Below are 19964 nucleotides of genomic sequence, written 5' to 3'. Positions count from 1 at the left end.
TAACCCTTTGCCTTCAGGAAAAGTTCCATCGTTCTCAGACCAAATATCATAAGAAAAGAAAGCTACACCGTACCATTTATGTGTAGTTGTATCATAGACCGGTTGAATGGAATTGGTCGGTGTCGGTAGAGCAGCTTCGGATGTGTTTGACGGAATAATCGGGATAAGCCCCAACAAAATAGATAAAATCAATACTGTAAAGGTTAATCGTCTAAAGAATGTCATTTATTGTCTCCATGGATTTTTTATGACAGCTAAATAATCATCATTCGCAATACCTATATAAACTGGCGTTTTAATAGAATAGGATTCAGGGTATTTATGACCAGCCCTTTGATCATAAGACGATTGTACAATTGGCATATATAAATTTTTATGAGTTTTATCGAGTCTCTCCCTAAACACAGACTGCTCATATCTCCTCCTTACAGCTTCCTTATCAGACAGCATGTAAAATGACCCTCCTATATTAGCGCTAAAGCTAGATTGCCACACAACATATTTCTCATTTTTCTGGTTTTCAGTCAAATCCATTCTATAATAGGCTACTTCGTCGATAATTACGGGTAAGTCAGATTCCTCCAGCACCCGGATATCTCGCCGCTTACCGTCATAACCTACTAATCTATCTTCATACCCCCCAAAGTACTCTTTATAATTATCAGAATTCTCCAATTCAGTAATATCTTCAATTTTGGGTATATCCATACTCCCGATCCACACAAATTGAGACAGGCTGTCCCACTGAACTGTCTCTTTAAATGTTTCACTTATAAAGCGGACTGGCACCATCGTACGGTTGTTGGATATATAAGACGCAGTTCCAAAACTCACTTTTTTTCCACCAACCGCAGCCGTTGCCGATCCTATTGTGAGAGTGATCGTAACAGTACCCTTGGAAATCGTAATTTTTTTTTTGACAGCATTCACATTTGCACCAAGTCCATCAGAAACAGCCCTCAACGGGATAAATACCGTATTGTTTTTTATTTCAGCCTTTACTCCGTCCAGCGGAATCTGCCGCGCATTATAAAGCACTTTTATGGGCATGTCCTTTTTGAAACTGATTTCAGCGCTTTTGGAGGCAGCGAAAGCCTTCGAAGAAGAAAAACTGATTCCGGAAAATACCACTGCAAGACAAGTCAACGCAATTACAAACTTTTTCATATACATCTCTCCCTCTTGTATCATCCTATGATTTTCATTGGATTATCAGTCTCTCTTCAATCCAACATAATCCAATCTTTAGCACATTCTACCACCTTCCCCTATCATCCGACGACATTTTTCCAATCCCTGAGACAAAAAAAGACAATAAAAAAGCACCCGCCTGCAAGCTTAAAAACAGCTTGCAAGCAGGTGCTTCCTGCTCGTGCATACTATACACCGATCACTTTATTATTTTCTATAATACCGATATGCCCGGCATTTGACAAGTACAAAATTCATCAGTATTCGCTCTCATTCAGCAATTCCAGCCAACGTGCCGCGGAATGGCGCCATGTGAAATGCTGCTCGACCCGATCCCTGCTCCTGACCCCCATCGCCATTCTCAAATGGTCATTGCGAAGCAGCGTAAGCAGTCTGTCGCGCATCTGCTGCTCCACCTCTGACGGCTCCACAAGAAAGCCAGTGACGCCATCCTCGATAATTTCCTTTATGCCTCCCGCCCTGGTCGCCACCACCGGCAGGCCGCAGGACATTGCCTCCACATTCACGAGACCAAATGCCTCGCGGCTGCCGGAAGGCACAACAGCTACATCCGCACTCAGAAACCAGTCCGGAACCTCCGAGTAAGGAACATAAGGGATAAATTGCACATGCCCCCGCAGGTGCTTGCCCATTCGATGAAGATCCCGTACATAAGAAGTTTGCCTGGTCGACCCATAGAAAGCCCCGCCCACAATGACCAGCAGTGCGGAAGGGTGCTGCCGAACGAGTTCCGGCATCATCCGCAGCAGATGATGGACACCCTTCATTGGGATTAGCCGCCCCATGAACAGAATCACGCTGCGTCCGTTCCATCCCCGCGCGGTGCGCAGCTGGTTCCGGTGAAAGGCACCGTTCAGGGTGAACTGGGACTGGAAGCGTTCCGTATCCACTCCCGGATAGATGACTCTCAGCTTATGCGCATAAGCCGGCACACGGGCTGCCACCACCTCACGCAAATATTCGCTGTTCACAAGAATCTTATCCACCGTCTGGAAGCTGCGAAAAAGCATGGATGGCCGGATCGCCTTGTGCCCGATAAAGGTCGACGAATGAAGATGGAGCCAATACCGGCCGGATGGCCGGAGCCTCTTGAGCTTCAGCACCAATCCCGGACGGTTCTCAACCTCGGTAATATCCGGCTTGAACCGCCTGATCGACTGTCCGACCCGCTGTGCATAATGTCCTTTATTGACCGCCGGGAACCGTTCGCACATTACGCCGTTGAAACTCCCCAAACGGGGCAGGTTCAGGCTGCTCCGACCATAAATTCGTGCCTGCACTGACGTTCCGACCAGCGGCACAAGCTTCTCGACAACACGTTCAACCGAGCTGCTGTTCGGTGATGGCAGCGGAAATGTACCCGGAGTTACAAATGCGATTTTGGGGCTTCTCATCCTGACAATCAGCTCCTCTCTTAAGAAGCCTCAACTTTGATTTTCCAATAGTTCAGCATACGTTTCTCGCACCTTCCGTGAACCCGGCATTGTCCCATTTAGGGACATGACTGATGAAGCGGCCTATCGGCGCAGCAGCTTCTCAATAAGCAGACTTAATCCGTAGGGTCCCAGATAAGCGCCGCAGGCGTGAAAAACCGGATCCTGCAGAAACTCATGTACCTGCGTCATGAATACCGTATCATCCAAATACGTCCGTACCGCGCTTGCCGCGGTCAGAGAGAAGAATCCCATATAAGCTATCAATGCGATCGCATCGATCGTCTTTTCCAGCCCGCGCTTCCACTCGCTCAAACCGTACAGCAGGCAGCCTCCAATAACCAGACCTACCGGGATTAAAATCACCATCAGCTTTCACCTCATTAGCCAGCATTTGCAACAATGGCAAGCCTTAAACCTGCCCGCAAGCGTCCGCTGTTGATAAATAAGAGGGGATATGTCAAACTAATATCCGAAGAGTCCGAAAGAACGATCATAAAAGGCTAGGCAAACGCTTAGCCTTTCTGCTATTTTATAGTAAGTGCAAGTGAGAGAGGACGTGAATTTCCGGCATGACCCAATGGCTGCTTCGATCGATGACCGAGCTGAGCTCGCGCAAATGGATTTCGCGATTAACCGGTCGATTTGCCCAGTCGCCCGCAAGCCGGCGCTTTATTCCCAGATTTGCCCGCATGTATGGGATCCGCGTAGAAGAAGCCGAGAAAAGGCTTGATGAATACAGCACGCTCAATGAATTTTTCACCAGAAGATTAAAGCCTGGCATGCGTATTGTCCATGCGGACACGGATGCCGTTGTCAGTCCGGTCGATGCTTTGATCACGGGATGCGGGCCGATCAAGGCTGGCACGATTCTCAATGTCAAAGGCCAGGATTACACGGTAGAAGAGCTGCTGAACCGTTCCCCCCGGGTGGAGAATTACAAGAACGGCTACTATATTGTGCTTTACTTGAGCCCTACCGACTATCATCGGATTCATACCCCTGTGGGGGGCACCATTGTTGAAAGGGAGCATGTCCCCGGAAAAGTATATCCCGTCAACGACTTCGGCCTGCGCAATATGCGCAGGGTACTGAGCCGCAACGAACGGCTGATCACGTATATCCGCCATGCTCACACTGAAACGGCGGTCGTCAAAGTGGGGGCCATGAATGTCAGCAGCATTAAATATGTAGAGCCTCTCCACAATAAAGTGGAGAAGGGGGAAGAGCTTGCTTACTTCGAGTTCGGCTCAACCGTCGTTCTCCTGACCGAAGAGGATACCTTCACACCCCGTGACGATTTGCAGGCAGGCCTTAAGGTAAAAGTCGGCGAAAAGCTTGGCGTCCTGTTGGAAAAGTAGCAGACCATAGCATAAGCGGAAGTTAACAAAGCGTCCTGCGCCTGACAGAATCATTCCGATGATCGCTGCCAACCCGCATGACGCTTTTTTCAATCGGCTACCCTGCCACCCATGTTATGCTTCATCCGCATTGCCCTGTACCGGACGCTTCTCGTCCACCCCATAACAATCCGGCAAGTCCCAAGCTCAAGCCCTTACAGCACACTCGCGGCCTGCTCCATTCGCCGAACTCCCAAATCGAGCAGTTCCTCCGGCAAATGGGCAAAGCCGAACATGCCCGCCCGGCCCTGCGGCGCGTTCAGCCATAGGCTGCTGTCATCCGTGAAACGCACCCCCGCGTCTTCGCAGGCCTCTCTGAAGCGCTCATAGTCACGCCCTTCGCCCCGCCACTCTGCGTACAGATGCAGCCCCGCATCGACAGGAACAATCCGGAACCAGCGGTCAAGCCTTCCGTTCATCTGCTCGCGCAGCCGGATCAGCCTTCTCCCGCATACGCGCTTCATCCTTCGCAGATGTCTGGCATAGCTGCCGCTGTTCATAAAGTTCGCGAGCGCCCTCTGTTCCGTCAGTCCGGCAGGCCGCGGCTCGATTAACGCTTTTGCCAGACGGAACGGTTCCGCAAGCGATTCCGGCACCACGACATAACCGATCCTCAGGTCGTTGAACATCGTCTTGGAGAAGGTGCCGACATAAACCACACACCCCTTCCGATCCAACGCCTTCAGCGGTTCGGTGGGACGTCCGCCCCAGCGAAGCTCGCTGTCGTAGTCATCCTCAATAATGACGGCCTGCTGTTTCACCGCCCAGTCCAGCAGCTTCTTTCTCCGCTCAGCAGACAGGACGGCGCCGCTTGGAAAATGCCGCGTCGGCGTAACGAACAGCAGCTTGGCCGGCCAGTCGTCAGGCTGGATCCCCTGGTCATCGACCGCTGCGGGAATAATGACGCCGCTGGCTGCGCGGACAGCCAATGCCATCCCGGAATAACCGGGATTCTCGAGGACTACCGGCGTTCCCGGAGTAACAAGCAGCATGCTCAGCAGGGTGATCGCCTGTGCGGAGCCGCTGGTCAGAAATACCTGCGAAACGGATGCATGAATGCCTCTTTCCCTCCTCAGCTCCTGAACAATAGCCTCGCGCAGCGGCAAATAGCCTTCTACCGGTACGGCAGGATTGGGCCAATCCCCCGTCATTTCACGGACCTCCGCATATAATGAAGCTCGCCATTCCGCAACGGGAAAGAGCTCCGGGTCCACTTGACCAATGCCAAAGTCGATCATGGGAGGGTCAGGCTCTCCCCGAAACATTGCCCAATCCCCGGCCTGTATTCGTTCCCCAGTCTCCTGTCCGCTTGCCTCCTGCTGACCATTTGGACGGGTTCTCTCCCAGCGGGGCTTCTCTTCCCTCTCGGCTCTGGCAGCTGCATCCCGCACAAGCCGCTGCGCCCACTCCGAAAGCGGAATATTCGCCGCCTGCTCTCCCCGCACATGGCCTGATCCGGACAAATCCGGCGCAGAAGAAGAACGATAGGCAGCGAACGTGCCGCTTCCGGCTTCTGTCCTCACATATCCCTCGGCAAGCAGCGTATCGTAAGCCAGATTGACTGCCCCCCGCGACAACCCATACAGCTCCGCAAGCTTGCGGCTCGATGGCAGCCGCAAGCCCTCGGCCAGCGATCCGGCAATAATGGCTTCCCGAAGCGCCTGATAGAGGGCTTCCGTTTTCTTTCCCAATTCCCTATAGTAGCGGTCGTACGCAATCCGCAGGTCCACCTTATTCAGCTCCCAGCCAAGTGGTATATTAAAATCACTCTAAATTGGATCTTTTTAATTGTCAATAAGTGCAGTACGCTGGTCTGGAAGAAACGAGTAGCGCCGCCATAGGCGATAACAGGATTTTAAGCATATAGGGAAGAACGAAAGGGGTATCCCATGCGTCGACAGGAATTTGAAATGAACGATCAGGTTAACCAGGAGGAGCTGGACAGCTTTTTGCATGAAATGAGCTTCGGATTTCTGGGTACCGTCGATCCGGACGGTTCGCCCTGCGTCACACCGCTTAATTACGTATACCACAACGGGAGTCTGTATTTTCACGGCAGCCGGGCCGGCGAGAAGATGAGCAATCTGAAGAAGGAGGCCTCCGTTACCTTCGCAGTTGCCAAGGAATTTGCCGTCATCCCTTCTTATTTCTCGGATCCCCTCATGGCCTGTCCGGCAACCTCCTATTTCAAATCCGTCCGCATTGACGGCCAAGCCGTTGTCGTTAACGATCTTCAGGAGAAAGCGGAGGTGCTGGAGGCTCTTATGCGCAAGCTTCAGCCTGAGGGCGGGTATAAAACAATCGATGCCCGCGATAACGATTATATCCCCCGCCTGAAAGGCGTCTCCCTGGTCCGTATTGATGCTTCGAAGGTGGTAGGGAAATTCAAATTCGGCCAAAACCTCAAATCCAACGACCGCGAAGCGCTGACGGAGGGGCTGCAGAAACGCGGGCTGCCGATGGATGCCGAAACGATCGAGCTGATGCGGCGCTACTGTCCTCATCATACGGGGGACTAGGGCATATACGGCCTGCCGGACTTAACCCTAATGCTGATCAGCAAACAAACAAGGCTTCATCCGCAGCATAACTGCAGATGAAGCCTTGTTTGTTTCGCATATCGCCGACCTTACCGGATTTCGGAGGGATTTTTCCCGGTATATTGTTTGAACTGACGGCTGAAAAAGAAAATATCCCGGTACCCCAGCGCGTCGGCCACCTCCGTCACATTCATTCCAGCGTGCATAAGCAGATGCTGGGCCCGCTCAATTCGGGTCCGGATCATATAGGATTGCACCGAGGAGCCGATCATTTCTTTAAACTTGATGGAGAAATACCGCGGGGACAGCTGCGCGCGCTGCGCCAAGTCCTCAACGCGATGGGCAATCCCGGGATTTTGCCTGACATAATTGGCGATCTCGTGAATCGCTTCCGTCAATTGGTTGCTGGCTTTGCGCTCAACCGGTCCCTCGCGATCCTCGCGCAGCAGATGAATCATCAGCTGCTTGAGAATAAGCTGGGCCTCTTCCTCCGCCGCGTAAGTCTTGACCAGGAAGAGCCTGACATAACGGGAAAGCATATGCTCAAAATCAACCGTTTCATTCAGCACCCGGTACGACTGCGGAATGATATCGACGGATTCCTTGACGGCAAAATGAATATAGGTCAGAACGAGCGGCATTTGCGGGTTATGCGTAGCGCTCGTATAATCTCCGGGGCGGAACAGAAAACAGCTGCCTTTGGAGATGGGATAGGTTTTTCCGTTCAATTCCAGTTCCCCTTGGCCGCTCCATATATAGAACAAATCAAAATTGGGAATAGGCCTCTCGCGTTTCTGCCATTTCCAGCCGGGCTCGCAGACGATCTTGGCAAATGAGGGCAGCAGCACGAAGGACGAGGCATTACAATGCAGCATACAAACTCCTCCTAGGCGAACAAGTACAGCAGCAATAAGGCATACCGTTGTCATCATACACCAGCGCAAAAACGCTTCGCAACCCGGCGCAAAAAAATCGTGTTCATGATGGCCTACCACAGCTTAAAAGTGATATAATATCAGCTAAAAGACTTCCGTTGCCCCTTGAACGGTTGAATGATCTATTTTGGAAGGATGAATGAATTCCATGAACCCACTTGCCCAGCAGTTGAATGAGACGATTGAGCGAGAAAATGTTAACATTTATGCAATGCTGTCCTCACTTGGCAAAGCGATTTATTTTCCAAAGGAAGGCATTTTGAGCCAGTCGGCCGAAGCAAAAGCGAAGGCGAAGAAATTCAATGCAACGATCGGCATCGCCATTGAAGGCGGACAGCCGATGCATTTGAAGGTGATCCAAGACACATTGTCCGCGTATAATCCGAAGGACATTTATGAATATGCTCCCCCCGCAGGCAAGCCCGAGCTGCGCACGGCATGGAGAAACAAGATGGTGGTGGAGAATCCGTCGCTTGCAAACAAATCCTTCAGCAATCCAATCGTGACAAACGCCCTTACTCATGGCCTGAGTATTGTCGCTGACCTGTTCGCGGATCCCGGCGACGCGGTTATTATTCCGGACAAAAACTGGGAGAACTACGAATTGACCTTCGGTATCCGCCGCGGAGCGGTTATGGTGGAATATCCTCTATATAATGAACAGGACCGGTTCAACAGCGAGGGGCTAAGGCAAGCGCTGCTGGATCAGAAGAACAAAGGCAAAGCGATCGTTGTCCTGAATTTCCCGAACAATCCGACCGGCTATACGCCAGGCGCTGCGGAAGGCGCAGAAATTGTCGCTGCGATCCGCGATGCCGCCGAGGCGGGCGTTAACGTTGTCGTGGTGACGGACGATGCCTACTTCGGACTCTTCTTCGAAGACTCCATGCACGAATCGCTGTTCGGCCAATTATCCGATCTGCACCCGCGAGTGCTGGCTGTTAAAGTGGACGGGGCAACGAAGGAAGAATATGTATGGGGCTTCCGCGTAGGGTTCATTACGTACGCATCCCAATCGGCAGCTCTGCTTGCGGCTTTGGAACAAAAGACGCTGGGAATCATCCGCGCGACGATTTCTAGCGGCCCGCATCCATCGCAAACCTTCGTGCTGCGTGCGCTGCAGTCGCCGGAATTCGATGTGCAGAAGGCCGAGAAGGCTGCCATCATGAAAGGCCGTGCCAACCGCGTGAAGGAGCTGCTCGACAGCGGACGCTATGGCAATGTGTGGTCTTACTATCCGTTTAATTCCGGATACTTTATGTGCCTCAAGCTGACCGGCATAAGCGCCGAGTCAGTGCGGACCCGGCTGCTGGACGAATACGGCGTGGGCACAATCGCGCTTGGAGAAACGGATTTACGCGTTGCCTTCTCCTGCATTGAGCAGCCGGACCTGGAGGAACTGTTTGATACCATCTATAAAGCGGTACAGGACATTGCCGTAGCCAGCAAATAAACAGCACTATCCTGCAAGCAGGACCGGGAGACCGGTCCTGCTTTTTTTATATAGAAGCAAGAGCGGTCAATCATCAGATTCGCCCAAAAAGCTGCGCTTCGTGCGGGCCTTCCGCAAGCCAAACACATACAGGATTATGAGCAGAACCGCAGCTGCGGCTGGAATCGGATATCCGCGAATGGGCAGAAGTATCGCCTGCGGCAGCCAGATCAGCGCCCCGCACAGCAGCAATCCGGTACGGTCCACCTTGATCAGCGCCGACAAACGCGATTCATCCGGCAGCGGATAAAGATGGCGCCAGACGGAATGGCGGTGCGACTGCACGAGCGAACTGAGCTGTATGCCCGCAAGCCACAGCAGCAGGAGACACACACCGGCAGAACCCCAGCCCGACCATAGCGCCGAATTAGCGGCAAGAAAACTGGCGAAGATGCCGAAAACAGTCAGCCTCAGCACGATGGAACCAAGCTCGGTACGGATGAGGGTATGCGCATATAAATAAGCGAAGGCGTTCTTCTTGCTGAAAGTCAGCCGCGCCGGAAGCCATGACATGTACCTCCTCGCGGATACCTGGGCATTCTCTGCCGGCACATCCGCAAAAGCGCTGAAGAACGTATTGAACCGCCGCCGCGTGGCATTCTCATCCGCGATTAGCGTAAGCCAGGGCATCGGATAGCTTCGCAATCCGCGGTAGATCAAAGCCATTACACCAGCAGCCGCGATCATATAGACAGCTCCCAGCCAGGGCTCAGCCTTCAGTAATACGGCCAAACCCACCGCCGTGACAATCCACCGCAGTACCCGCATGCCGCGCCTTGCGCCAATCCATGCAAGCTGCCGCTCTCTCCAGGCCGCTCTCGCATTCAGCAGCTTCATGACAAGAACCGCAAGCAACAGCAGCTGCCAGACAAGCAGGCCCGGACCTTTCACATAAAGGAGGCTGTACACCAGGCAAACGACGGCCGCCCCGATCAGCCCTGTAATTCCGTTATACAGGAAAGATCGCCTGAGATAGCGGCCCATCTGCGCTTCGCGGGGCACAAGAAACACTGTATCGGCTTCCCGCAGCCACGTCCGCAAAGGATTCCAGCACACAACAGGCGTCAGCGCAATCACGCCGACCCATGCAAAAGGGAAAGATAGGCTCACCTGGTGAATCAGCGTGGTGTAGCCGGCAAAGCCGGCAATGAGCAGAAACGAGGTCACCAGCGGCACGCCGCTCTGGACCATAGAGCTTATGTATGGCATCGACTCTTTCCAAAAAGCGCGCGCACGCGTGCTCCACAATGTCTCAACTGACCGGTCCATGGGATCCCCCATCCGCGACAAGCCGGTAGAAAGCTTCCTCCAGCGATTCGCCGCCCCTCGCCAGACCTGCCGCCGCACAAACGTCCGCAAGCGTCCCCTGGGCAATAATTCTCCCTTGATGGAGGACGATAAACCGATGGCAGTAGCTCTCGACCGTAGACAAAATATGCGAGCTCATAAATACCGAAGATCCCTGCCGGGTGACCTCGACCAGCTGATCCAGCAGGGAACGGATGCCGAGCGGATCCAGCCCCAGAAAGGGCTCATCGATGATATAGAGCGGCGGACGGGCCAGCAAGGCGTTCATAATCATGACCTTCTGGCGCATTCCCTTGGACAAATGCGCGGCGAATGCGCGCCTTTTGCCCGTCATGTAGAAATCATCCAGCAGACTTTCCGTACGTTCCTTAAAGATGGATTCCTCCATCCCGTAAGCCATTCCGGTCAGACGCAAATGCTCCTCCACCGTCAATTCGTCAAACAGCAGCGGCGTCTCCGGGACAAAAGCAAGCGCGCTGCGGTAATGCTCCGGCTGCTCCGCAAGCGTATGGCCCTGAATGCGGACCTCGCCCTTATGCGGCTGCATCAGCCCCAGAATATGCTTGATAGCTGTGCTTTTACCAGCACCATTGAGCCCGATCAGGCCAATCATTTCCCCGGGGCGCACCTCAAAGGAAAGATCATGCAGCACAGGCTTTCGCGGACTATATCCGCCTGTTAAATGTTGTACATGCAACACCGGTTCCATCACTACTCACCTCAATAGCTATTATACCGAAAAATAACATCCAAGCGAAATCCGCCAGGGGATCCGCCCGGATGCCATTATTATCATTCACGATAACCATTCAAGAGCCCTCTGTCTTCATCAAGCGGAAGAAGTGGTTGTAATAATAGCCGCGGAGGTTGCCTCCATGTCCCGGATCGCTTTTTTTATCTGCTCAATGGCTCTCCAGTTGCCGCTCTGCTCGTTATGCAGGTTCTCAAGCTTCCTGCTCAGCTCCATTTGCTCGTATTCGGAGAAAAATCTCCTCAGCTGCTTGCTGACATCCAGAAGCATGGCAAGGGCTGCGGTCTGCTCATCGACCTCTCCATTCTCCAGCAGCTCCGATCTGAGCCGGCGGATAATCGCATCTTTGCCGGGAGAGCTTACGATATAACGTCTGGAAGTAAAGATCAGCATCACTTTGATCTTCTCCTCACGGAGCTGCCCGTCTATCAATAAAGGCTCTACAAGCTTCTCGAACGTATTCTCGCGGATTTTGGTCCGGTAAGCAAAATAGCTCATCCAGGCTCTCATCGTCTTGAGCTTCCGGGTACTCCGGATCAGCTCCAGAATCTGCGATTTACCGCTGCACTGGCAGGCACACGGCGTTTCCTCAATCAGCTGTTCCCTTTTATTCCAGGTAATGTGGCCGTCCAGCAGCATTTCAATAATTGCTCCGCCAATGGAATAGATCTGCAAGTAGGAACGGTACAGACGGCTTCTGTTGTTCGGCTGAACCTGGACAGCCATTAAGACGAACTCTTGCGCCAGTGTCAATTCTCCACCCATAACAAATCCTCCTTCCAGCTTTTGCATCTGTATCTTTTCTTACACTTACCCCTCCGCAGAAGAAACGCCCCACCTGCAATTAAGGCGAATGCCCATGACACTGCCAGTTAAGAGAAAAAGGCTGACACTGTCCCTTTGGCGGTAAAGTCAGTTTCAGCTCATAAAAATATCTGAAAAAGGATAAGAATTTTTATAGATTCTGATCGTTCAAAAAGCCAGTCCGCCGTCATAAGTTTATGACGGCGGACTGGCCAAGAAGCATCCGGTTATTTCTTAGGCAAGATTGATGGCTTTTATAATTTGCGGATCAATTTTTGGCTCCCGATCGATATTCATCAAGCCGTTAACCTCCTGCTGAACGTCGGTGATCTGGGTATAGCAGAAGCCGCATGCATAAGGCAGCTGCTTGATCGCCGTTGTAATGCTGCGGAAGCGCTCGATAAACTGCTCCTCCGTCTTCACCTGGTTGCCGTAGCCCCAGCCTTCCTCCGAATTGAAGGCAATCCCGCCATATTCGCTGATCAGGATGGGCTGGCCTTTGTAGGCATAGTCCCCGGCCATGGCGAATTTGCTTCTGTTGAACGCTTTGTCAAAAATCGCATCCTTGTCCGCGTACCAGGCCGCGAATGCTTCCCCCCGCTCCTCATAATCGTGAAGGGTAATAATGTCCGACACCGTATGCTCCCATCCGTCATTGACGATAACCGGGCGCATGGCGTCGAATGCTTTGGTCAGATGATAAATCGCCACGGTGAACTGCTGTTGTTTGTAGTCGCTGGCAATGCTGCCGACGCCCCATGATTCGTTGAACGGCACCCATGTGACGATGCTTGGATGATTATAATTCTGGCGCACCGCGTCCATCCATTCCCGGGTAAAACGCTGCACAGCGTCGTCGTTGAACTCGTAAGCAGCCGGCATTTCCGACCAGACGAGCAGACCTTTCCGGTCACACCAGTAATGGAACCTTGCATCCTCCACCTTCTGGTGCTTGCGCACGCCATTGTAGCCGAAGGCCATCGCTTTGTCGATATCCTCGATCAGCGCGTCGGCTGAAGGCGCCGTCAGATGCGAATCCTTCCAATAGCCCTGGTCCAGAAGCAGACGCTGATAGAGCGGCGTTCCGTTGAGCAGCACCTGGGCATTCTGAATCGATATTTTGCGGACGCCGAAGTATGACTGCACATGATCCACCGGTGCGCCGTTTCGGAGCAGGGTGAATTCGACCTCATACAGATTGGGACGCTCGGGCGACCACAGATGCGCCGATTTCCATTCCCCGACATTTTCGCTCAGCAGATCCATCTCCACGCTCGTCTGGGCACGGTCGACTGTCTGCTGCAGCTCGCGGATGAAGGCACCCTTGAAGGTGACCCTTGTTTTCAGGCTCAGGCTATCCGCCGTCTCGCTGCCGCGCACATCATACTCAAATTTTATTGTCCCTTTGTCGGCATCCGGCGTCATCTTCACCGAATCGATATACTGCGGCTCCACGGCCTCCAGCCAGACACTCTGCCAAATTCCGGTCGTCTGCACATACCAGCAGCCAAAATTCTCCGGTACCCACCGCTGCTTGCCGCGGGGATTATTGCAGCTGTTGCTGTCCTCGACGCGGACGGTCAGCTTATTGGCGCCTTCTTCTCTCAATGCTTCTGTAATATCGAAGGAAAAAGCCGTGTAACCGCCTTCATGCCGGCCAACTGCCGTCCCATTGACCCACACCTTCGTCAGATAGTCGGAAGCCTGAAAGTTCAGCCTGATCCGCTTCCCGGCCCACTCCCCCGGAATCTCCAGATCGCGTTCATACCATACGACAGGATGAAACTTCTCCTCGCCGATTCCGCTTGCCTTCGTCTCATACGTAAAAGGAACAATAATTCGGCGGTCACCCGGAACATCCTTATGCCAGCCCGCACGCTCCCCTTCGGATTCATCGTCGAAACGGAACTCCCAAACTCCGTTCAGACTCATCCAGGATTGACGATAAAACTGCGGCCTCGGGTATTCTTTGTCCACTTCAAATTGCAGCATCATTTGACCTCCTGTAGCTTTTTTTTGAGTATAGCATATTATCTATGAACTTCAAACATTTAATATATTAAGAGTGTTATGAAAAAATAATTGAAAATAAAAGCTCCCTTTCTCTTACTCTTTTATGACGTTTTTGTTAAATCATCCGAAAAACGGTCCCGCTTCCCTGCCCTGCTATCTTTTTTATGCTAAAATATAGATTCGTAAGAAGAATCCGCTAACGCCTTTCAAAAAAACATGCAACTTTTCCCTGCCCTGCCAGCGTCTCTATTCTATGGAAAGAAGATTAAGAGGAGATTGATGTAATGAATACCGACATCCAGACAACTACATACAACCGGCAAGAGCAGTCGGTACCGCGCAAAAGAAGATCGACATTTCTGCTTTTTGTATCGGTATGGATCATCCTGATAGCCGGCGGCGTCACCGGAGCCGTCTGGTATACCGACCAGATCAAAGAACAGATGACCCTGGAGATCAGCCAGCAGACCGCCCGGCAAATCTCCGCCATGCAGACCGATTACCAGAACCGGATTAAGCAGCTTCAGACGGATTTCTCCGGTCAAATCACCAAGGTTCAAGGCAAAGTGGACGCCCTTAACGAGCTTCTGGAATTCACCAAGGATAATGCCAGCAACAAGACGGATAACAGCAACAAGCTGTATACGCAAATGAGCGAGGTCAAGAAAGAGCTGGACGAGCTGAAAAAAAGTCTGGATGTCTTGAAATGACCATGACCATTAAACAATTCAACCGTTTCTGTCTGCTGACATGCGCGCCTTTTATCGGCCTTTTTATATGGCTGCTGTATTCCAATATGTCGATTTCGCTGCCCGGCACCGCTTATCCCAAGGATTCCGCAGCCGTTCCCGCGATTACGAAGCAGACCGGCCAGCTTCTGGGCGATCTGGATCTAGCCAAGAAGACAGCCACTGCGACGGCCCAAACGCTGAAAAAATCAATCGCGCTTTATCAAGCTACCAATGCGAGCATGAACAGCATCGTCAAGACGGCATCCGCCCAGGTGGGCCGTCCGGCTAAAATATATGATAGACGCATTACAAGAAAAATCGGCACTCCGATGCAAACCATCCAATCCGATAATTTGCAGGCCCAGCTGTTCGCCGTGCATGCGCAGAATTTCAGCGGCTATGCGCTTAAGGTCAAGCTCAAGACGGACAAAGGCATGAAGATGGTGCTCGGTCAGGACAAGTATGGCAGCGCTGAAACCACCCTGTCTGCGGTCAGGCGCTATAAGGCGGTTGCCGGCGTAAATGCAGGCGGCTTTGCGGACGACCGGGGCAAACGCTATCCGCTAAGCACAACGGTCATCAACGGAGAGTATCTGAGCGGATTCCAGCCGACCTACAAGGACTTGTTCTTCGTTGGCCTGAACGAACAAATGGAGCTGATCGGCGGCAAATACGCGGATAAATCGCAGCTCGACAAGGAGAAGCCGAAGTTCGGCGCCTCTTTCGTGCCTGTGCTGCTGAAGAACGGGATTACGCAGACAATCCCGGACAAATGGAAAAGCAGTCCGCTGCGCGCTCCCCGCACGGCCATCGCCAATTATAAGGATAATCAGCTGCTCTTCCTCGTCGTCGATGGCCGCAATGAGAATGGCAGCTCGGGTGCGACGCTTGCGGAGATGCAAATTCTGCTGTCCCGTTTCGGCGCCATTGACGGATATAATCTGGACGGCGGCGGTTCTTCCTCGCTGGTCTTCAACGGCAGAGTAGTGAACCATCCTTCGGATGGGGCACTGCGGGCGCTCCCGACGAACTTCCTGTTTTTCGAATAAAAGAAGCAATAGCCTAGAAGCCCCGGCGCGATGCGACCGGGGCTTCTCTATGATCATTGGCTTAACGAATCTATGAATTTTACAATAGAATCTCCATGCCGCAGAAGGCTGTCCCGATCGGTCCTTCATAGTTCTCGGCAACCTCCGCGGCAAGCTGATCGATAGGCCCAAAATGCGGCAGATGAGTCAGAACAATGCTTTTGACACGCGCCTGATTGGCCAGTCTTCCGACCTCTTCGCTGTTCATATGGCCGTATTTACGGGCGTCTGCGATCTCCTTGTGGAAGGAGGTTTCCGCGATCAGCACATCGGCCTCCGCACAATGCGCGATCAACGATTCATCATAATAGGTATCCGCGGTATACACCAGCTTGCGGTCCCCAATATTGATAATCATGCCCACACAATAAGCCTCATGAAAGGTTTTGAAGAAGGTGAAATCAAGTCCGAGCAAGCTCAGCTTCTCTCCCGCTTCGATCCGGTGGATCTCCGTGCCCATCATCGGTGGATAAGTCAGGTCCTTATCCGCCTCCGCGGCAAAATAAACAGGCAGCGGCTTGCTCCGGTTGCCCAGATCGGTATCGATCAGGCAGGCATACTGCAAGCAGCCCAAATCGGCAACATGATCGTGATGCTTATGCGAGATTATAACCGCATCCAGCCTGTTCAGCGGGATATAACGCTGCACCTGCGCCAGTACGCCGCTGCCGCAGTCAATCAGAAGGGAATGCCCCTCATGTTCCAGCAAATAACCGGCTGTCGCTTCTCCGGCTTTGGGGTACGCGCCCCAAGGTCCAAGTACCGTTATTTTCATTTTCTTTTCCCTCCCAATTCATAAAGCAATGCGAGATTGTAAGCATCCTGCGCCATATAGTTGCTTGCGAGCTCATGCTTGCCCGATTGAAAAAACATCCGGACAAGTGAGCTGTTGGTCTGCATATGCTGCGTATAAGGGGATAAATAGACCGTTTCCGCTTCCGTCGTATTGCGGATATACTGCTCCAGCTGGAGCTCGTACTCCAGATCCGTTGCGTTGCGGATTCCCCTGATCACCGCGCCGATTCCGTGGGCATTGATATAATCGGCCACAATCCCTTCGTAAGGGGCAATGACCGTCCGTGCCGCATACGACTCCGGAATGGAGCTTTGCACGAGCTCCGTCCGCTGCTCCAGGGAGAACAAATGACTCTTCGAGCGGTTGTTCGCGACTACGATATGTATCGTTTTGAATAGTTTAAACGCACGTTCAATGACAGATACATGCCCAAGTGTAATAGGATCAAAGCTCCCTGCGTAGACAGCCTTCATGATCATTCTCCCTTTACCTGCGCCGCCTAGAGCGGCGACAGCCGATTCTCCTTGCATTGTAACATTAGAACAAGCAACAACCAAGAGGCCGCCAGGCCCGCATTTCATGAATGCGGCCCCGACAGCCTCTATTAGCAGCCTATACTGCGTCTATTATCCGTTCAATGATCCGCCTACCGTTACGATTTCCGCCCGGCCGACCGGAAGCGGGCTCCCGCTTTCCGGCAGAGGCTCTACCGCCTCTTCAATCACATTGCTTTTATACCAGCGGGCAGCCTGGCTGCTGCTCCATGAGAGTTCGGTCGGCTGATTCGTCGTATTAAACCAGCGCAGAATCAGATCGCCCGTCGCTTTGGCAATCTTCACCGTCGACAGCGCCATATTCGCCCCTGACCATTCCACAAACTGGTGTTCCGCAGGCAATGTTCCCTCCTGCTGTGCAGTCTGAACCGACATCCACGGCACCTGCTCCTGATAGGCCATCGCAAAGGATTTCTCTCGTCCCTCTCCGCCTTCATGGGGGATGAACAGATACTCGGCGGAATGCTCGCCGATACACTGCGCTTCCGGCGTCGGGAACACCCCCCAATCCCCCAGCTCGCCAACGGCGCGCAGCAGGGTAACAGCGATCGTATTGCGTCCGTCGCGCAGAACTTCGTATTCGTTCAGACCCAGATTGGCAACGGTTATGCCGCCATTCCCGTCGCTTACGTTCACGAACGCCTGCTGATGCTGGGCATTGCTTGGATTGAGCCATTCCTCTGCCGGCTGAAGCTCGCGGACAGCCACTTCGAAGATGGAGTCAACCTGGTGAACGGACGCATCAACATCAGAAGGGAACAATACACGCAGACGGTGGTCCGTAGCCTGATTGTCAAAGCGCGTATGGAAGCGGACAAAAGGATTACCCTGCTCCAGCGTAACCAGCGTGCTCAATCGCAGGATAACCGTCTTGTCAGAGCGCTGTGCCTTGCGCTGCAGAAAAGGAACGAATTCAGCCATTTCCTGAGCCAGTCTCTCATCCGCTCCCGCCGGAATTTCCCATTCATGAACAATTTCGTAGCTGGTGTGAAATTCCGTTTTCTCATGAAGCGAGATCACAGCCGGATGGCCGAAGGTAGTCAGCGTCTGTTCGCCCTCGGGCTGCTTGTAAATATATTCATTGCCGATATCTCCCGTGTTGTCGAAAGCGCCCAAATCCTTATACACACGTCCATTGCGCTTGTCGACAACATGAAGGGTGCCGTCTTCTTGAATGCTCGCGGCCAGAAATTCATTTTCCATCGTGCGCGAGTCTTCCGCTCCGGCTTCGGCAGCCGCAGAAGAACCCGCGGACCCTGCTCCACCTTGCGCATAAGCGAGCGCATAGGTACGGTATCCGAGCGCCGGCACGGCATCTGCATGAAGCGTAATCCGCACCGAGCGGGCCATGTAGGGCTGGCGGAACTTATCCTTGGGCAAATCATAGCCGAAGGTGACGCCCAAATCCTCGATGCTGGCAGGTACGGAAAGTCCTTTACCATCAATGACCTTGTAATCGTTCAAATTTATCCGCTTCAATTCATCGATCAGAGCTTCTCTGTCCTTCGAGCCCATTGGCAGCCGCTGAATATCGACTTTGGTATGAACGACGCCGCTCCGCTGCCAGCCGGTCGTATTGAACAGCACAAAAGGAACCGCGTCCTTGCCGTCAAAGGCATCCGCCGTATTAATCCCGGAAATAATCGCCTTCATGCTTTCCTCGGCGATTTCCTCCGCCACCCGGTAGCTCTTGGCGAACCGGGTCATCATCTCGCGGTGCACTTCATCGACGCTGCAGCCGCAGATACTGTCATGCGGGTGATTCTGCATCAAAGTCTTCCACGCATAAGTGAACAGATGATGCGGGTAAGGCTTGCCGGTCAGCGCGGCGAGCGCAGCCAGCGGTTCCGCCACCTTCTCCAGCATCGTCTGGCCGCGCTGGTTCTCCTGCTTGATATAAACGCGGGCGGATGCGGTATTCGCAAGCGTAAACCAGCCATCAGTCTGCTGGCTCCGCAGCTCGCCCTGAATAACGGCCAGGTCATCCGGAATCGCAGCTTTGACACTGGCGATATAGTCATCGAAGTTGGAGTGGACAAAGTTCACATCAGGCTGAATTCTGCGTGCCGTGTTCAGTGCCGCAGACAGGTCCGTCTGCACGGGCTGATGGTCGCAGCCGTTCATGAACAGCAAATGCGGGGTTGATGCGAATTGCTCCGCGTCGTTCAGCTTTCTTTTCCAATAGAGCTCCGCTTCTTCGGGATCCGTAGGGATTTCCATGCCGTTATGATACCAGTTGGCAAATAAAATACCGAGCACCTTCGAGCCGTCCGGCGATTCCCAGTGCATTTCCGAGAACGTCGAGGAGTAGCTGCCCGAGGATTCATTATTGAAGCCGGTCGGCTTCACGCCCCTGCCGAATATCGCGGTATCAATTCCCGCCTGGCGAAGAATTTGCGGAGCCTGCCCCATATTGCCGAACGAATCGGGAAAATAGCCGACCTTGGATACCTTGTCATACAGGCTGGCATCCTGAAGACCAATCAGCAGATTACGGATATTCGCCTCGCTGCTGGTCAGGAATTCATCCTGAAGAATATACCAGGGACCGATCTGGATTTGACCATTGCGGATAAAATGCTCCAGCCGTTCCTTCATTTCCGGCCTGACCTGCAAATAATCCTCAAGAATTATCGTCTGCCCATCCAGATGAAAGCTGCGGAATTCGGGATCTCTCTCCATCAGTTCCAGCAGCGTATCCATCAGCTCGATCAAGCGCACGTGATGCTTCTCATAAGGCATATACCATTCGCGGTCCCAATGGGAATGGGAGATTACATGAACCGTTTTAGCAGAATCAGACATATACACTCTCCTTTTATATAACAAATATACAAATAATAAATGGTCTATTGATTCTAATCTAACTTATCACTCTGTTATTTCCTCGTCAATCGTTTTATTTTC

At 52.6% G+C, this 19964-nt stretch carries 17 protein-coding genes; 5 read left to right on the top strand and 12 right to left on the bottom strand.

Translation table 11 applies throughout. The annotated features are described in order from the left end of the window. Window positions 1–225 precede the first annotated feature (225 nt). The 3 genes from AC0YOB_RS09125 to AC0YOB_RS09115 form a co-directional block, all read right to left on the bottom strand. Window positions 226–1167 carry a copper amine oxidase N-terminal domain-containing protein gene (locus AC0YOB_RS09125; protein WP_475792572.1) on the bottom strand — a complete coding sequence of 314 codons (942 nt, stop codon included), beginning with the start codon at window positions 1165–1167 and terminating at the stop codon, window positions 226–228. A gap of 281 nt (window positions 1168–1448) precedes the next feature. Then, window positions 1449–2606, bottom strand: coding sequence for a glycosyltransferase family 4 protein (locus tag AC0YOB_RS09120; protein ID WP_475792571.1), 1158 nt, complete (start codon window positions 2604–2606; stop codon window positions 1449–1451). 123 nt (window positions 2607–2729) lie between these two features. Beyond that, on the bottom strand, window positions 2730–3014 hold the full coding sequence (locus AC0YOB_RS09115; protein ID WP_475792570.1) for a hypothetical protein: 285 nt from the start codon (window positions 3012–3014) through the stop codon (window positions 2730–2732). Between the two features lie 203 nt (window positions 3015–3217). Here AC0YOB_RS09115 and asd point away from each other — a divergent pair, with 203 nt between their 5' ends. Then, on the top strand, window positions 3218–4006 hold the full coding sequence (gene asd / locus AC0YOB_RS09110; RefSeq protein ID WP_475792569.1) for an archaetidylserine decarboxylase: 789 nt from the start codon (window positions 3218–3220) through the stop codon (window positions 4004–4006). 194 nt (window positions 4007–4200) lie between these two features. Here the strand turns inward: asd and pdxR are convergent, their stop codons facing one another. Beyond that, a complete protein-coding gene (pdxR, locus tag AC0YOB_RS09105) occupies window positions 4201–5775 on the bottom strand; it encodes a MocR-like pyridoxine biosynthesis transcription factor PdxR (RefSeq protein WP_475792568.1) in 1575 nt (524 codons plus the stop codon). Window positions 5776–5934: 159 nt separating this feature from the next. Here pdxR and AC0YOB_RS09100 point away from each other — a divergent pair, with 159 nt between their 5' ends. Next, a complete protein-coding gene (locus AC0YOB_RS09100; RefSeq protein ID WP_475792567.1) occupies window positions 5935–6564 on the top strand; it encodes a pyridoxamine 5'-phosphate oxidase family protein in 630 nt (209 codons plus the stop codon). Between the two features lie 110 nt (window positions 6565–6674). Here AC0YOB_RS09100 and AC0YOB_RS09095 read toward each other — a convergent pair whose 3' ends face one another. After that, complete coding sequence (locus tag AC0YOB_RS09095) at window positions 6675–7460, bottom strand: helix-turn-helix domain-containing protein (RefSeq protein WP_475792566.1); 786 nt, start codon at window positions 7458–7460, stop codon at window positions 6675–6677. A gap of 208 nt (window positions 7461–7668) precedes the next feature. Between AC0YOB_RS09095 and AC0YOB_RS09090 the strand changes: the two genes are divergently transcribed. After that, a complete protein-coding gene (locus AC0YOB_RS09090; protein ID WP_475792565.1) occupies window positions 7669–8973 on the top strand; it encodes an aminotransferase class I/II-fold pyridoxal phosphate-dependent enzyme in 1305 nt (434 codons plus the stop codon). A 66-nt stretch (window positions 8974–9039) separates the two neighbouring features. On the opposite strand, the gene AC0YOB_RS09085 is transcribed toward AC0YOB_RS09090, so the two are convergent. The 4 genes from AC0YOB_RS09085 to AC0YOB_RS09070 all read right to left on the bottom strand — a co-directional run bounded on the left by AC0YOB_RS09085 (window position 9040) and on the right by AC0YOB_RS09070 (window position 13870). Then, window positions 9040–10281: an ABC transporter permease gene (locus tag AC0YOB_RS09085; RefSeq protein ID WP_475792564.1), complete on the bottom strand. Its 1242-nt coding sequence runs from the start codon at window positions 10279–10281 to the stop codon at window positions 9040–9042. Beyond that, window positions 10265–11029, bottom strand: a complete 765-nt coding sequence (locus AC0YOB_RS09080) for an ABC transporter ATP-binding protein (RefSeq protein ID WP_475792563.1) — start codon at window positions 11027–11029, stop codon at window positions 10265–10267. The genes AC0YOB_RS09085 and AC0YOB_RS09080 overlap by 17 nt, the downstream gene beginning before the upstream one ends. 120 nt (window positions 11030–11149) lie before the next feature. Then, a complete protein-coding gene (locus AC0YOB_RS09075; protein WP_475792562.1) occupies window positions 11150–11836 on the bottom strand; it encodes a GOLPH3/VPS74 family protein in 687 nt (228 codons plus the stop codon). 273 nt (window positions 11837–12109) lie between these two features. Continuing rightward, a complete protein-coding gene (locus AC0YOB_RS09070; RefSeq protein WP_475792561.1) occupies window positions 12110–13870 on the bottom strand; it encodes a glycoside hydrolase family 2 protein in 1761 nt (586 codons plus the stop codon). 302 nt (window positions 13871–14172) lie between these two features. Between AC0YOB_RS09070 and AC0YOB_RS09065 the strand changes: the two genes are divergently transcribed. Both AC0YOB_RS09065 and AC0YOB_RS09060 read left to right on the top strand, forming a co-directional pair. Next, complete coding sequence (locus tag AC0YOB_RS09065) at window positions 14173–14598, top strand: hypothetical protein (RefSeq protein WP_475792560.1); 426 nt, start codon at window positions 14173–14175, stop codon at window positions 14596–14598. Then, a complete protein-coding gene (locus tag AC0YOB_RS09060) occupies window positions 14595–15668 on the top strand; it encodes a phosphodiester glycosidase family protein (RefSeq protein ID WP_475792559.1) in 1074 nt (357 codons plus the stop codon). Before AC0YOB_RS09065 ends, AC0YOB_RS09060 begins: the two co-directional genes overlap by 4 nt. A gap of 79 nt (window positions 15669–15747) precedes the next feature. Here the strand turns inward: AC0YOB_RS09060 and AC0YOB_RS09055 are convergent, their stop codons facing one another. From AC0YOB_RS09055 to AC0YOB_RS09045, 3 genes are all read right to left on the bottom strand, one after another. Continuing rightward, complete coding sequence (locus AC0YOB_RS09055) at window positions 15748–16482, bottom strand: MBL fold metallo-hydrolase (RefSeq protein ID WP_475792558.1); 735 nt, start codon at window positions 16480–16482, stop codon at window positions 15748–15750. Then, window positions 16479–16976: a pantetheine-phosphate adenylyltransferase gene (coaD, locus tag AC0YOB_RS09050; RefSeq protein ID WP_210037198.1), complete on the bottom strand. Its 498-nt coding sequence runs from the start codon at window positions 16974–16976 to the stop codon at window positions 16479–16481. Before coaD ends, AC0YOB_RS09055 begins: the two co-directional genes overlap by 4 nt. Before the next feature lie 153 nt (window positions 16977–17129). After that, on the bottom strand, window positions 17130–19862 hold the full coding sequence (locus AC0YOB_RS09045) for an alpha-mannosidase (RefSeq protein ID WP_475792557.1): 2733 nt from the start codon (window positions 19860–19862) through the stop codon (window positions 17130–17132). Window positions 19863–19964 lie beyond the last annotated feature (102 nt).

This window comes from Paenibacillus sp. JT31N17, from assembly GCF_056269255.1.
The sequence above is the reverse complement of the archived record's forward strand: the minus strand, read 5'-3'. Positions and strand labels throughout refer to the sequence as shown.